The following is a 14,434-nucleotide window of genomic DNA, read 5'->3' on the forward strand; positions in this document are numbered from 1 at the left end:
AGGAGGAAATCAAAATGAATTTTGGACAAGCGTTAATTGAAAATGGTGGAGTTATTTTTGCGGTAATTGGGGTTGCTTTAGCAGTTATCCTATCCGGTATGGGGTCTGCAAAGGGTGTTGGTATCGTGGGTGAAGCGGCTACTGGACTGGTTATTGAAGAACCAGAAAAATTCGGTAAGTCCCTTGTGCTTCAGCTGCTTCCTGGTACCCAGGGTCTGTATGGATTCGTTATCGGTCTGATGTCCCTTGGCAGCCTTTCTGCAGGTATGTCTTTTGCCAATGGTATGTACATTCTCTTTGCATGTCTTCCCATCGCATTTGTAGGATACTACTCTGCAGTGTTCCAGGCGAAGGTAGCAGCTGCTGGTCTTGCGATTCTTGCAAAGAACGAAGAGCACTCCACAAAGGGTATCATCTATGCGGTAATGGTTGAGACCTACGCACTTCTTGCATTCGTTATGTCTCTGATTCTGCTTTCTTCTGTAACATTCTAAGAAAGCCTGTCAAAGCGAAATAACAGAAAAAGGAAGTGAGTTCATGTCCAATCTGGAAAATTTGACAGAAAAGATTCTGGAAGAAGCAAAGATCCAGGCGGACCTCCAGCTCCGTGACGCCAAGGCTTTTGAGGAAGATGTCATTGCCAAGAAAGTAAGAGAGGCTGAAGAGAAGAAGGAGAAGATGCTGGATAAGGCCAAATTTGAGGCCAATCTTCTGAAAGAAAGAATCGTTTCGAATGCGGAAGTGAACCGCCGGAATGAACTGTTGAATGGAAAACAAAAGGTCATCGACCAGGTGTTTGAAAAGGCAAAGGAAAAGCTTGCCCATCTTCCACAGGAAGAGTACATCGCTTTTCTGACGAACACCGTAGCTTCCTTACACCTGAAGGGTACTGAAACTCTGAAGGTCAAGGAAGAATATAAAGAAGCCGTGAAAAATCTGGGTCTGCCCCTGAAGGTGTCTGAAGACGCCGTAACTTCCGGGTTTGAGATCCAGGATGAGAAAATCTCCCTCAATTACAACTTTAACGATATGGTGGATTTTTACAGAGAAGAATTGGTCAAAGATGTAGCAAGCACATTATTCAGGGAATAGGAGGGATTTCATGAACAGAATGGATTTTTCCCAAGCTGTGATCAGAATCAAGGTTCTTGAAAAGCGGCTCCTGACCCGTGCAAGACTGGAAAGAATGGCAGATGCCCAAGATCTGGAAGAAGTGATGAAGATCCTTGGTGAGACCGAATATCAGCAGCATCTTGGAAACCTCAAGAGAGTGGAGGACTACGAACAGGTCCTGGCCCTTGAGATGAAAAGGGTGTATCACCTGATGGATGAACTCACCGGGGAGAACGTCATCAAAGATCTTCTGGCCATGAAGTATGACTATCATAATCTGAAAGTGCTGGTCAAAGAAAAAATCTCAGGAAAACCACTTTCCCATCTTCTGGTTCCTTACGGAGTGCGGGACATGGGCAAAGTGAAAACAGCTTTGGCTACCGGGGACTACCGGGAACTGGAAGAACCGATAAGAGAAGCGCTGCTTCAGGTTCTTTCTGATTATGAAAAAACTGAAGATCCCCAGAGGATTGATATCCTTCTGGACAGATCCTACTATGAGCATCTCGGACAGATCGCCAAGGATACAAAGATACCTCTCTTTGAGGAGTATGTGAAAAACCAGGTGGATTTTGCCAATGTCAGAACCCTCATCCGTGTGAAGAAGATGGATAAGGATCTGAAGTTCCTGGAGGAAGTGCTTCTTCCAGGGGGAAACATTGAGCGGGAGACCTTGCTTTATGCCATCCATGACTCTTTGGACACCATCATGGTGAAGCTGAAGAATGAAAAGCTTGCAAAGCCCATTCTTCTAGGTCTGGAAGCCTTCAGAAAAACCGGAAGACTCAGTGAGTTTGAAAAGATCGCAGACAATGAGCTGATGAATCTCAACAAAGGATCCAAAAATGTGATCTTCGGACCGGAACCTCTCTTCTCTTACCTTCATGCGAAGGAAGCAGAAGTGAAGGCTCTTAGAATCATCATGGTCTCCAAGATCAATAAGCTTTCTCCAGAGACCATCCGGGAAAGGTTGCGTGATTTGTATGTATAAAATCGGCGTCATCGGAGACAAAGACTCCATTCTGCCATTCAAGGCACTTGGAGTGGATGTGTATCCGGTCATCGGTGCGGAGGAAACAAGGAAAACCTTGGATACTCTCGCCAAGAATAAATATGGTATTGTCTTTATCACTGAACAGTCGGCTGAACTCATCCCAGAGTCCATTGAGCGGTACAACAGAGAACCTGTGCCTGCGGTGATTTTAATCCCCAGCAATCAGGGTAGTCTTAATATTGGCCTGAACAGAATCAATGAGAACGTGGAGAAGGCCGTCGGTTCAAATATTTTATAGAAGGAGCGCTCTAATGAAAGTCGGAAAAATAATTAAAGTGTCCGGCCCCCTTGTTGTAGCAGAGGGGATGGATGAAGCCAACGTCTATGACGTGGTTCAAGTTTCAGATAGAAAGCTCATTGGTGAAATCATCGAAATGAGAGGAGACCGTGCTTCGATTCAGGTTTACGAAGAAACCACCGGAATCGGACCTGGAGAACCTGTGTACACCACAGGAGAGCCACTTTCAGTGGAACTGGGACCTGGACTTATCGAGTCCATGTTTGACGGAATCCAGAGACCTCTTAATGCGATTATGGAACAAGTGGGTGACTTCCTAGAAAAGGGAGTGGTTGTACCATCCCTGAACAGAGAAAAACTTTGGAATTTCACACCTGCAGTGAAGCCTGGAGATGCTGTCTCCCAGGGAGATGTGCTGGGTACTGTGCAGGAGACTTCCGTTGTGCTTCACAAGATCATGGTGCCTTATGGCAAGAGTGGTGTGGTGAAGGAAATCAAGGAAGGTGAGTTCACAATATTAGATACAGTCTGTGTACTGGAGTCCGGTGAGGAAATCACCATGCTTCAGAAGTGGCCTGTAAGACGTGGACGTGGATATCAGAACAAAATCAACCCAGATGCTCCGCTCATCACCGGGCAGAGAGTCATCGATACCTTCTTCCCCATCACAAAGGGAGGAACTGCGGCAGTTCCAGGACCTTTTGGTTCCGGTAAGACTGTTGTGCAGCATCAGCTGGCTAAGTGGGCAGATTCTGAGATCGTAGTGTATGTAGGCTGCGGAGAACGTGGAAATGAGATGACCGACGTACTTCTGGAATTCCCTGAAATCAAGGATCCAAAGACAGGAGAGTCTCTCATGAAGAGAACCGTGCTTATTGCAAACACTTCCAATATGCCTGTGGCAGCGAGAGAAGCTTCCATCTATACAGGAATCACCATTGCGGAGTATTTCAGAGACATGGGCTACAGTGTAGCCATCATGGCAGACTCCACTTCCAGATGGGCAGAAGCTTTAAGAGAAATGTCCGGAAGACTGGAAGAAATGCCTGGTGACGAAGGATACCCAGCGTATCTTGGTTCCCGTGCAGCGGAATTCTACGAAAGAGCAGGTAAGGTGAAGTGTTACGGTTCTGATGAAAGAATCGGTGCCCTCACCATCATCGGTGCTGTATCCCCTCCAGGAGGAGATATTTCTGAGCCTGTATCCCAGGCAACCCTAAGAATTGTTAAGGTGTTCTGGGGACTGGACGCAAGCCTTGCGTACAGAAGACACTTCCCAGCCATCAACTGGATGAACTCTTACTCCTTGTATCAGAGTAAAGTAGACGGTTGGATGGACAAGAATGTGGATAATGAGTTCTCTGCAAACAGAACCAAGGCCATGGCCCTTCTACAGGAAGAATCCTCTCTCCAGGAAATCGTAAGACTGGTAGGACGTGATTCTCTTTCTGAAGCAGACCAGCTGAAGCTGGAAGCGGCAAAATCCATCCGAGAAGACTTCCTTCAGCAGAATGCGTTCCACGAAGTGGATACCTATTCTTCTTTGGACAAGCAGAACCTCATGCTGGATCTTGTGCTGCATTTCTACCATGAAGGCCAGAGAGCTTTGAAGAACGGCATTTACCTCAATGATCTCATCAATCTTGAAGTAAGAGACCGTATTGCAAGAGCCAAGTATCTGGAAGAGAAAGACATTGAAAAGATTAAGGACATCAAAGTGGAACTGACCAAGGTTATTGATGATCTCATTGCAGAAGGAGGGATCCTAAATGCTTAAAGAATACAGATCCGTTACAGAAGTTGTAGGACCCCTGATGGTTGTAGAAGGCGTTGAAGGCGTCAAGTACGAGGAGCTTGTGGAAATCGAGCTTCAGACCGGAGAGAAAAGAAGAGGAAGAGTTCTTGAAATCAATGGAGACAAAGCCATGGTTCAGCTCTTTGAAGGCTCCACCGGTATCAACCTCAAAGGCACAAAAGTAAGATTCCTTGGAAAGCCCCTTGAACTGGGTGTTTCCGAGAGTATGATCGGCCGTATTTTCGACGGTCTTGGCCGTCCAAAAGATGGTGGACCAGAGATCATTCCGGAAGCCCGTATGGACATCAATGGTGTGCCTATTAACCCAGTTTCCAGAGACTATCCGTCTGAGTTTATCCAGACTGGTATCTCAGCCATCGATGGTCTGAATACCCTGGTAAGAGGACAGAAGCTGCCAATTTTCTCCGGTTCAGGACTTCCTCACGCAGAGCTTGCAGCGCAGATTGCAAGACAGGCGAGAGTGCTTGGTAAGGGAGATAAGTTTGCGGTGGTCTTTGGTGCCATCGGTATCACCTTCGAAGAAGCAGAGTTCTTCATTGACGACTTTAAAAAGACCGGCGCCATCGACCGTGCTGTGCTCTTTATGAATCTTGCCAATGACCCTGCCATCGAAAGAATCGCAACCCCAAGAATGGCGCTGACCTGTGCAGAGTATCTTGCTTTTGAGCAGGGCATGCAGGTTCTTGTTATTCTGACTGACCTGACAAACTACGCAGAAGCGCTCCGTGAGACTTCTGCTGCCAGAAAAGAAGTACCAGGAAGACGTGGATATCCTGGATACCTTTATACAGACCTTTCCACCATCTATGAAAGAGCTGGAAGAATCAAGGGAAGAGCCGGGTCCATCACCCAGATCCCAATTCTTACCATGCCTGAAGATGACAAGACCCATCCGATTCCTGACCTGACCGGATATATCACCGAAGGTCAGATCATCCTGTCAAGAGATCTCTACAAGAGAGGCATCGAGCCACCCATTGACGTGCTCCCATCCCTGTCCCGTCTGAAGGATAAGGGTATCGGCCGCGGCAAGACCAGAGAAGACCATGCGGACACCATGAATCAGCTGTTTGCGGCTTACGCAACCGGTAAGGAAGCGAAAGAGCTTTCTGTTATTCTTGGAGAATCTGCCCTGTCTGAATCTGACAAGGCTTTTGCGAACTTTGCGGACGCTTTTGAAAAGAGATATGTCAGCCAAGGATATGAAACCAACAGAGAAATCACCGATACCTTAGAGCTTGGGTGGGAACTTCTCACCATTCTGCCAAAGAACGAGCTGAAGAGAATCCGTGATGAATATATTGAGAGGTATATGCCAAAGGCCGCTGAAGGAGTTGAGTAATCATGGCTACACTGAACGTGAATCCAACCCGTATGGAGCTCACCAAGCTGAAAGCCAGACTGGTTACTGCTTCCAGAGGTCATAAGCTTCTCAAGGACAAGCAGGATGAGCTTATGAGAAGATTCATTGAGATGATCCGAAGAAACAAAGCGCTCCGTGAGAACGTGGAGAAGGAGCTTATTGAAGTGTTCAAAGAGTTTCTCGTCTCTTCCGCCATCATGAGTCCAGAGTTTCTGGAAGAAGCGGTGGCCATCCCCAAAGAGGAGATCACCGTGGACATCCGTCAGAAGAACGTCATGAGCGTCAATGTGCCTGTGATGAACTTCGTCCGAAAGCTTCAGGATGATCCTGGCAGCATCTATCCTTACGGATATGCCCAGACGTCTTCAGAGCTTGACGATGCCATCTCCAGGCTCTATGCCATCATGCCCCAGCTTCTGGAACTGGCGGAAGTGGAAAAGTCCTGTCAGCTCATGGCAGACGAAATTGAAAAGACAAGAAGAAGAGTAAATGCCCTGGAATACAGAACCATTCCTGAGCTGAAGGAAACCATCAAGTTCATCCGCATGAAGCTGGATGAGAACGAACGTGGTACCATCACAAGACTCATGAAGGTGAAGGATATCATCCAGAAGGCGTAAGCTTTATAGGAAAGAGGAAACTGATGAGAGAAAACTTTTCTCTAAGTTTCCTCTTTTCCTATGCAAGAAAAGAAGAAGAGGAAGAGAGCATGACTGGAAGAAAGCACGACTGTATGAAAGCTTCGTTCTTCAAATATTTCTTGAATAGTAGAGGCTCTAAATGGTATCATCTAAATGTGATAGGAGTTGATTGAACTTGGAAGATAAAACCATATTAAAATTCAAAGACGTAGAAGGCAACGTTGTAGAACTGGAAGCCGTGGCGGAAATCTATCTGGAAGAGCAGAAGTATCTTATTCTGGCACCACTGGATGACGAGAGTGCCGATGAATATGTATACCGTGTGGATGTGAATAAAGAAGGACAGGAAGAACTCAATGCCATTGAAAGTGACGAGGAGTTCATGAAGGTCAAGAAGGAATACAAAAATCTACTGTACAATGAGGGTGGTAAGAATGAATAAGGACAATATTTTAGAATATCTGGAAAACAACGGACTCACAGACGTAGACATCATCAGAGAAGAAGAAGGGCTCATCGTGGCTACAGCCTTCTATGATTTTGACGACGAAGAGATGGAAGCTGCCAAGGCTTACGCAGAAGGACAGATCACAGATGAGGAAGACGAAGAAGCTTCTGAAGAGTATTTGATGAACTATCTGGTGGATCTTGCCGTGGATAATCTTGGCGAAGTCTTTGAGGAGCTCATCGATGAAGAGGGCATTGACGCACAGTACCTGACCTATGAAATGGATCCGGAAGAGCCAGACACCATCCAAGTGGCAATGCTGTTCTCCAAGGGAGATCTGGATAAGGATCTGGAAGATATTCTGGACGAACTGGAGATGTAAAGCTTTAATGTTATTTGAATATTAAGAAAATGGCCCGGGGCTTTTATTGAAAAATACAGGATTTGTGCTATAATAAAGTTAATCAAGAAATCCTGAAGTGTTCGTGTAGCCTATATATTCAACCTACATTATAGATCCGGGATTGCTAACAGAGAGAATGATATCAGGCTTAAATGGTAGCTACCTTTTCCTAGGAACGTAAGAAGATAGATAATTTTCTTGAGGCGAACCCACCTGCTGAGGGCAGGTATGGATTCATAGGTGAACGGCATGTCGGGAACTTAAATGATTATGATTGCTCTGCTTCACTGCAGAGCAATTTTCATATGTGGAGGAATAAAATGTACAATGAGATACCCCACGACGAGCTCGTGGCAAAAATCAATGAATTTACAGCAATGACAAGAGAAAGAGACCTGACAGAAGAAGAAGAGAAAGAACGCGCGGCGTACCGCGAAGAATATCTGAAGAGGATCCGCCAGAGTATGCGAGGCAGTCTTCAGGGGGTTTATTACAAAGGAAAGAAGTAGGAGGCCGTTATGTCTGTTAAAGTGAAAAATCTCATCAAGGAGTTTGACCTGGAGGTGCTTCAGGAAGGAACCATCAACAGTGAAATGACCATCAATGACATCAACCGACCAGGTCTTCAGCTGGCAGGGTTCTACAATTATTTTTCCAAAGACCGTGTTCAGGTCATCGGCATGGGAGAGTGGAGCTTTCTGGATGAACTGATTCCTGCGCTCCGGGAGAAAAGACTGGAGAAGTTCATGGCCCATGAGATTCCCTGCATCATCATGACCAGGAATCTGGAGCCCCATGAGGAGCTTTTATCCGCAGCCAGACGAAACAAAAGATGGGTGCTTAGAACGAAGCTTTCTTCCACCATCTTTATTTCCAGACTGACCATGTATCTCTCCAACGAGATTGCACCAGAGACCAGGCTTCATGGCACTTTAGTAGACATATATGGTATGGGGGTCTTTATCACAGGGGTCAGCGGCATCGGTAAAAGTGAGGCAACCCTGGAGCTTCTGAAAAGAGGCCATAGGCTGGTGGCAGATGATGCGGTGGATATCCGCGCAGTGGACGGGGTCCTTCGGGGCAGATGTCCTGAAATCACCTTCGGCATGATGGAGGTGAGAGGACTTGGCATCATTGATGTGTCCGCCCTGTATGGTCTTTCCACCATGATTCCCAACAAGAGGATTGATTTCATTCTCCATCTGGAACACTGGAGAGATGACGGAGATTATGACCGTTTGGGCATGGATGAGTTTGAGGAAATTCTAGGGGTCAAGGTGAAGAAACTGGTGGTTCCTGTGAGAAGCGGAAGAAACATCTCCATCATCATCGAAGCGGCAGCGGCCAACTACCGCTACTCCAGAATCTCCAAAGTTTCCCCGGCTGAGGTCATTGACGAGCGTATGAGAGAAGTGAGCCAGAGGCTCATGGCAGAGCAGGAAGAAAAATAAGACTCTCTTAAGACCTTGAATGTCATGGAAGACTTGTAATTGTGCTGAATTTAATCTATAATTAAACTAAATTAAATTCATTATAAATAGAGGTGAAAAAGATGATTGTAAACAACATAGATGTTTACCTTCGCGAGAAGGGTGTGAAGCCTTCTTATCAGCGAAAGAGAATTTTTGAATATATGATGCATCACCACAATCATCCATCCGTAAACGACATTTATGAAGCGCTGATTCATGAGATTCCTACGCTGAGCAAAGCCACAGTGTACAATACCATGAATCTATTCCTGGAGCATAAACTCATTGAAGTGCTGCCCATTGACAGCAATGAAGCCAGATATGATGTCTATAATCCCAAGGAGCACGGGCATTTCAAATGTGATGTCTGCGGCAAGATCTTTGATGTGAACATCAAGGTCAATGTGGATGAGCTGTCTGATGATCTTCATGGGTTCAAAGTGGATCAGGAAATCTACAATTTTCGGGGCACCTGCAAAGAATGTATGGCGCTGGAGACAGAAGAAGAAAAGGTCATGTAGTCAAGGTGAAAGCAGAGGAGATTTTTCCTCTGCTTTTTTACGTTCCCAATGAAAGAAGGGGGCGTTTTTATTGCTTATAAATTATAAATTCAGGACTTTCTAAGAACTTTTTCAGCTGGAAGTACCACTTCCTGTGGTACAGTAAGAGAAAGTGTAAAAATCATAAGAAACGCAGGTGACAGATATGAATACAATTCTACTGGTGGAAGATGATAAGGCTATTGTAGAGAACCTCGTAGAAATACTGAAAAGAGAAGGTTACCGGGTGGAGAATGCCAAAGGGCAGCAGGAAGCACTGAATCTTCTGCCGCTTCATTCCTTTGATCTGTGTCTTCTGGATATTTCCCTTTCAGAAGGCAATGGTTTTGCTTTATGCAGAGCCATCAAAGACAAGGAGCCAGACCTTCCGGTGATCTTTCTTACGGCATCCGGTGACGAATACAGTGTGGTGGCTGGTTTTGACATGGGAGCAGATGACTATGTGAAAAAGCCCTTCCGGCCCATGGAGCTTCTCTCCCGAATCAAAAATGTGCTCCGAAGAAGCGGGAAAGCCCAAAGTGTGGTGGAGATCCGGCATCTTTCTGTGGATACAGTGAAAGGTGTGGTGAAGAAGAGCGGAGAAGATGTGTTTTTGTCGGCTTTGGAGTATCGTCTTCTTCTGGTGTTTCTGTCCCACAAAGGCATGATTTTATCAAGGACAAAACTTCTGGAGGAGATTTGGGATGCGGCAGGGGACTTTGTCAGTGACAACACCCTGACCGTGTACATCAAGAGGCTTCGGGAGAAGATAGAAGAGGACCCTCAGAATCCGGAAATCATCAAAACGGTGCGGGGCCTTGGCTATAAGGTGGGAGAAGAATGATGAGGATTTTTCGGAACAAAGAAATCCGTCTTCTTTTTCTTTTTCAAAGTGTCCTTCTTCTGGCATTTCTGTCCTTTCATGTGCTCTTCGAGGAAAACACCGTTCTGATCCTTGCCCTCTATGGAGCTGCTTCCATGATGTTTTATCTCTACTTCACGAAGCGAAGATATCAGAAGATCGATCTTCTCACAAAGGAAGTGGACCAGGTGCTTTTTCAGGACCAGTTCACCCCTATCTCCCAGTATGAGGAAGGAGAGCTCTCCATCTTAAGGACTCAGATCCACAAAATGAATCTGAAGCTTCAGGAAAACCAGAGCGCCCTTCAAAAGGAGAAGGTCCATCTGGTGGAATCTCTCCAGGACATCTCCCATCAGGTGCGGACACCGCTGACGACTCTTTTTCTCCTGGCAGAGCGGCTGAAAGAAGAGGATCTTCCAGCGCATAGAAGGCGGAGTCTTCTGCAGGAAGAGGTGCGTCACCTTCGACAGATTGACTGGCTCATCGGGTCTCTTCTTAAAATGGCTAAGCTGGATGCGGATACAGCAGTTTTTGAGGAAAAAAACGTCCAGGTGGAGGAGCTTCTCTTAAAGGCACTGGATCCACTTAGGATTCCCTTGGAGCTGAGGAATCAGGAAGTGGTTCTTCATCTTGAGCCAGGAGCATCTTTCCTGGGCGATCTTTCCTGGAGTGCAGAGGCTGTGACAAACCTTCTCAAAAATGCCATGGAGCATATGGAGCCCGGGAAGAAGATCATTGTGGAAGCCCGGGAAAATGTGCTGTTCACTGAGGTGGTTCAAAAAGATGAGGGGCCTGGTATTCCGGAAGAAGACCTGCCGCATCTTTTTGAGCGGTTCTATAAAGGGAAGAATGCCAAGGAGAACAGTGTGGGCATTGGACTTGCTCTGTCCCGCATGATTCTCACCAAGCAGAAAGGAACCCTGAAGGCGGAGAATGCGTTGGAGGGTGGAGCAAAGTTCACCCTGAGAATTTATAAATCTTGAGATGACCCGAAAGTGACAGAAGTGTCACTTTCGGGTCATGAAGCTGTAAGGTTCAGTTTGTATACTGGTAGTATCAAGAAAAGTGGAGGAACCTATGGAAATTTTAAAAGTGGAACATCTTACCAAAACCTATGGTGAGGGAAACAATATGGTAAAAGCCCTGGACGACGTATCATTTTCGGTGGAGAAAGGGGACTTTGTCGCCATCATCGGACCCTCTGGCTCCGGTAAATCCACCCTTTTGCATATTCTGGGTGGCGTGGACCAGCCTACTTCCGGAACGGTCTATATGGATGGGGCGGATGTCTATGCCCAGAACGACGAGAAGCTTGCCATCTTCCGAAGAAGACAGGTAGGGCTGATCTACCAGTTCTATAACCTCATTCCTGTGTTGAATGTGACGGAGAATATGACGCTTCCCGTTCTCATGGATGGGAGAGAGGTGAGCGGTGAGAGGCTCACAGAGCTTACAGAGACCCTGGGACTAAAGGGGCGTGAGAATCATCTGCCAAACCAGCTTTCCGGCGGACAGCAGCAAAGAGTGTCCATCGGTCGAGCTCTGATGAATGCGCCGGCTGTGGTGCTGGCTGATGAGCCTACTGGAAATCTGGATTCCAAGAACAGCCAGGAGATTATCTCTCTCTTGAAGGAATCCAATAAAAAATACAATCAGACGCTGATCCTCATCACCCATGATGAGAACATCGCGCTGCAGGCCAACAGAATCCTCAGCATCGAGGATGGAAAGATTGTCCGGGATGAGGTGGTGAGAAAATGAATATCCTTCACCGGGTGACCCTGGAAAATCTCAAGAAAAATAAAGTCCGAACCTTTGTGACCATCATCGGCATCATTTTATCCGTTTCCCTTTTTACAGCGGTCACAAGCTCTGTGTACAGCCTTCAGACCTATATTTTGGAGGTGGTGAAGGAACAGGAGGGGGATTATCATGGCGGTGTCTATGAAGCCAGCGCCAAAGATCTGGAAAAAGTGGTACCCCATGAAAAAGTGAAGAACACGGTGATGCTTCAGAACCTTGGTTATGCCAAGGTGGAGGGGATCCGGAATGAGTATAAGCCCTATATCTATGTAGGGGCCATGGGAGATGGATTTTCTCAAACCATGCCTGTGCATCTGACCAGTGGCAGGCTCCCAGAAAACAGCAAGGAGATTCTCCTTCCAGAGCATCTGGGCGATAATGGCGGTCTCCGATTCAAGGAAGGGGAAGTGCTTTCCCTCTCTTTAGGACAGAGAGTGTATGAAGGAGAACAGGCCTATCAGAACATGGCGCTGCTTGTGGGAGAAGAGCTTACAGACCTTCAAGTGAGAACTTATAAGGTGGTAGGGTTTTACGAAAGACCTTCCTTTGAGCGGCAGGATGCGCCAGGGTATACGGCGCTGACTCTGCCCGACGGAGCAGGGCCTGATTCCTTCCAGGCGTATTTTCAGATTGACCCTATGAAAGACACCTATACGTTCATGGAAGCCTCCTTTCCTTCTAAGACCATCACCTACAACAATGATCTTTTAAGATACAGCGGAAGTTCCAATGAGAACACGCTGAACGCTGTTCTCTACAGTATGGTGGCGGTGCTTTCTGTCATCATCATGTTCGGGTCTGTGTCTCTTATCTATAATGCCTTCTCCATTTCCATCAGCGAGCGGACAAAGCAGTATGGTCTGTTAAAATCCATGGGAGCAACCCGGAAACAGATCATGAACAGCGTGTTTTTCGAAGCGCTGGTGTTAAGCGCTGTAGGTATCCCTCTGGGGCTCCTTCTTGGTATTGTGGGGATTGGGCTCACCTTCTTCTTTTCGAAGCATCTCTTTTTGAATCTTTGGCAGGCTGGCGTAAAAACCGAACTGGTTCTAAGAATCGGATGGATGCCTCTTCTTGTGGCATCACTTCTGGGGCTTATGACGGTTCTGATTTCAGCCTATATCCCTGCAAAGAAAGCAGCGGGTGTTTCTGCCATCGATGCCATCCGGCTTTCCAATGACATCCGCATTGACCCGAAAAAAGTGAAGACATCAAAAGTCACCTATAGACTTTTTGGATTCAGCGGCCTTCTGGCGGCAAAGAACTTCAAAAGAAACAGACGGAAATACCGGGCAACGGTGGTCTCCCTCTTCATGAGCATCGTTCTCTTCATTTCTGCCTCCAGCTTCACGGCTTATATCGAACGGGGCATGAGCGAGGTGATGAGGGAGAAAGGCTATGACATTACCTATACCATCTTCTCAGAGGATTACAATGCGGAAGATCTCCGGGAGCTTCTCGGGACATCGGAAGGTGTGGAGAAAGAAGCTCTGGTCTACAGCCAATCCTTTATCGAAGCATCTCTTCCTAAAGAAGTGGTAACAGACCGCTATTTTGACGTGACAAAAGATATGGAGCTCAAGCCTTATACGTCAGAAAGCGGAAAGTCCATGATGTATGTGAATCTCACTTTCCTCGATCCGGAGAACTATGAAGCGCTCATTAAAGACAATGGTCTCGATGAGAAGAAGTACCTCAAAGAGGGAGAAGTGCCTGCACTTTATTATGGAGAAGGAAGCTTTTATGATTACAACACCAATAAATATGTGACCTTCGAACCGTTGAAATCGGGCAGCTTTATGATGGAGCTCTATGAACTGAAGAACTTTGGAGACAGCATCTACTACACGGGCGAGAGGAAGGACGGACAGCTTGTCTACAGAGACCAGGAGGAAAAGGAAGTGCTGAAGAGTCTTACTGAAGCTCTGACGGTAAAAGAGATTTCTGTGGGAGACCGTATCGAAACCCTCCCCATGGCCTACTTCAATGATTCCCATGAGCTGAAGCTGTTCTTCCCACTCCATATGATGGGCTCCATCATGACAGAAGAGGAAAAGAGACCCATGGAGCTGTTCTTTAAGACTGAAAACCATAAGGAGGCTTACGAGGAGATGGTAGAGACTTTGGAAGGTCTTTCCCTTCCCACCCAGAGACTTACAAACCATGGTGCTTACCTGGAGCAGGAACGTTCCATGATCACTGTGGTGAACATCTTCTCCTATGGATTTATCATCCTCATATCCCTCATTGCAGCCGCCAATGTGTTCAATACCATTTCCACAAACATCCAGCTGAGACGCCGGGAGTTTGCCATGCTGAAAGCCGTGGGCATGACCAGGAAAGCCTTTGATAAGATGATGCGCTTTGAAAGCATGCTGTATGGTGTGAAAAGCATCCTCTATGGCATTCCTGTAGCCATTGGAGTGACGTACCTCATTTATCTGTCCATGAGCAATGGCATTGAGTTTACGTTCTTCTTGCCCTGGACAGCCCTTTTCATTGCCGTGGGCAGTGTGTTTGTTGTGGTGTTTGCCACCAGTCGGTATGCCATGGAAAAGGTGCACAAAGACAATCCGGTGGATGCACTGAAAAATGAGAATCTGTAAAAATTGAAATATAATTCAGGTCTCTGGAATCTAAAGGATTTCAGAGACTTTTCTTTTGGATAAATTCAAAAGACCA

General features: G+C 46.5%; 17 protein-coding genes. All 17 read left to right on the plus strand.

Features of this window, described 5'->3' with window-relative positions; translation table 11 throughout:
• The first annotated feature begins 14 nt into the window (after positions 1-14).
• On the plus strand, positions 15-494 hold the full coding sequence (locus tag BM243_RS05250) for a V-type ATP synthase subunit K (protein ID WP_074911134.1): 480 nt from the start codon (positions 15-17) through the stop codon (positions 492-494).
• 43 nt (positions 495-537) lie between these two features.
• A complete protein-coding gene (locus BM243_RS05255) occupies positions 538-1,092 on the plus strand; it encodes a V-type ATP synthase subunit E (protein WP_074911135.1) in 555 nt (184 codons plus the stop codon).
• A 10-nt stretch (positions 1,093-1,102) separates the two neighbouring features.
• Positions 1,103-2,104, plus strand: coding sequence for a V-type ATP synthase subunit C (locus tag BM243_RS05260; RefSeq protein WP_074911137.1), 1,002 nt, complete (start codon positions 1,103-1,105; stop codon positions 2,102-2,104).
• Complete coding sequence (locus BM243_RS05265; protein ID WP_031576492.1) at positions 2,097-2,405, plus strand: V-type ATP synthase subunit F; 309 nt, start codon at positions 2,097-2,099, stop codon at positions 2,403-2,405. The genes BM243_RS05260 and BM243_RS05265 overlap by 8 nt, the downstream gene beginning before the upstream one ends.
• Positions 2,406-2,418: 13 nt before the next feature.
• Positions 2,419-4,182: a V-type ATP synthase subunit A gene (locus tag BM243_RS05270; RefSeq protein ID WP_074911139.1), complete on the plus strand. Its 1,764-nt coding sequence runs from the start codon at positions 2,419-2,421 to the stop codon at positions 4,180-4,182.
• Positions 4,175-5,563, plus strand: a complete 1,389-nt coding sequence (locus tag BM243_RS05275) for a V-type ATP synthase subunit B (RefSeq protein WP_031576494.1) — start codon at positions 4,175-4,177, stop codon at positions 5,561-5,563. The genes BM243_RS05270 and BM243_RS05275 overlap by 8 nt, the downstream gene beginning before the upstream one ends.
• 2 nt (positions 5,564-5,565) lie before the next feature.
• Positions 5,566-6,204, plus strand: a complete 639-nt coding sequence (locus BM243_RS05280; RefSeq protein ID WP_074911141.1) for a V-type ATP synthase subunit D — start codon at positions 5,566-5,568, stop codon at positions 6,202-6,204.
• A gap of 23 nt (positions 6,205-6,227) precedes the next feature.
• Complete coding sequence (locus BM243_RS15220; RefSeq protein WP_177213464.1) at positions 6,228-6,398, plus strand: hypothetical protein; 171 nt, start codon at positions 6,228-6,230, stop codon at positions 6,396-6,398.
• A 2-nt stretch (positions 6,399-6,400) separates the two neighbouring features.
• Positions 6,401-6,667 (plus strand): DUF1292 domain-containing protein, encoded by a 267-nt coding sequence (locus BM243_RS05285; RefSeq protein ID WP_074911142.1) that lies wholly within the window; start codon positions 6,401-6,403, stop codon positions 6,665-6,667.
• Entirely contained in the window at positions 6,660-7,055 is a 396-nt protein-coding gene (locus tag BM243_RS05290; protein ID WP_074911144.1) for a hypothetical protein, read from the plus strand. Before BM243_RS05285 ends, BM243_RS05290 begins: the two co-directional genes overlap by 8 nt.
• A gap of 341 nt (positions 7,056-7,396) precedes the next feature.
• Positions 7,397-7,585: a DUF896 domain-containing protein gene (locus tag BM243_RS05300; RefSeq protein ID WP_074911145.1), complete on the plus strand. Its 189-nt coding sequence runs from the start codon at positions 7,397-7,399 to the stop codon at positions 7,583-7,585.
• Positions 7,586-7,594: 9 nt separating this feature from the next.
• Positions 7,595-8,527 carry an HPr(Ser) kinase/phosphatase gene (hprK, locus tag BM243_RS05305; RefSeq protein ID WP_074911147.1) on the plus strand — a complete coding sequence of 311 codons (933 nt, stop codon included), beginning with the start codon at positions 7,595-7,597 and terminating at the stop codon, positions 8,525-8,527.
• Between the two features lie 101 nt (positions 8,528-8,628).
• Entirely contained in the window at positions 8,629-9,069 is a 441-nt protein-coding gene (locus tag BM243_RS05310; protein ID WP_074911149.1) for a Fur family transcriptional regulator, read from the plus strand.
• A gap of 184 nt (positions 9,070-9,253) precedes the next feature.
• Positions 9,254-9,931 (plus strand): response regulator transcription factor, encoded by a 678-nt coding sequence (locus BM243_RS05315; RefSeq protein ID WP_074911151.1) that lies wholly within the window; start codon positions 9,254-9,256, stop codon positions 9,929-9,931.
• Positions 9,928-10,932 carry a sensor histidine kinase gene (locus BM243_RS05320; protein WP_074911152.1) on the plus strand — a complete coding sequence of 335 codons (1,005 nt, stop codon included), beginning with the start codon at positions 9,928-9,930 and terminating at the stop codon, positions 10,930-10,932. The genes BM243_RS05315 and BM243_RS05320 overlap by 4 nt, the downstream gene beginning before the upstream one ends.
• A 94-nt stretch (positions 10,933-11,026) precedes the next feature.
• Complete coding sequence (locus BM243_RS05325) at positions 11,027-11,710, plus strand: ABC transporter ATP-binding protein (RefSeq protein ID WP_074911154.1); 684 nt, start codon at positions 11,027-11,029, stop codon at positions 11,708-11,710.
• Positions 11,707-14,358 (plus strand): ABC transporter permease, encoded by a 2,652-nt coding sequence (locus tag BM243_RS05330; RefSeq protein ID WP_074911155.1) that lies wholly within the window; start codon positions 11,707-11,709, stop codon positions 14,356-14,358. Before BM243_RS05325 ends, BM243_RS05330 begins: the two co-directional genes overlap by 4 nt.
• Positions 14,359-14,434: the final 76 nt, after the last annotated feature.

The sequence above is a fragment of the Proteiniclasticum ruminis genome (genome assembly GCF_900115135.1).
In the GTDB taxonomy this organism is placed as follows: domain Bacteria; phylum Bacillota; class Clostridia; order Clostridiales; family Clostridiaceae; genus Proteiniclasticum; species Proteiniclasticum ruminis_A.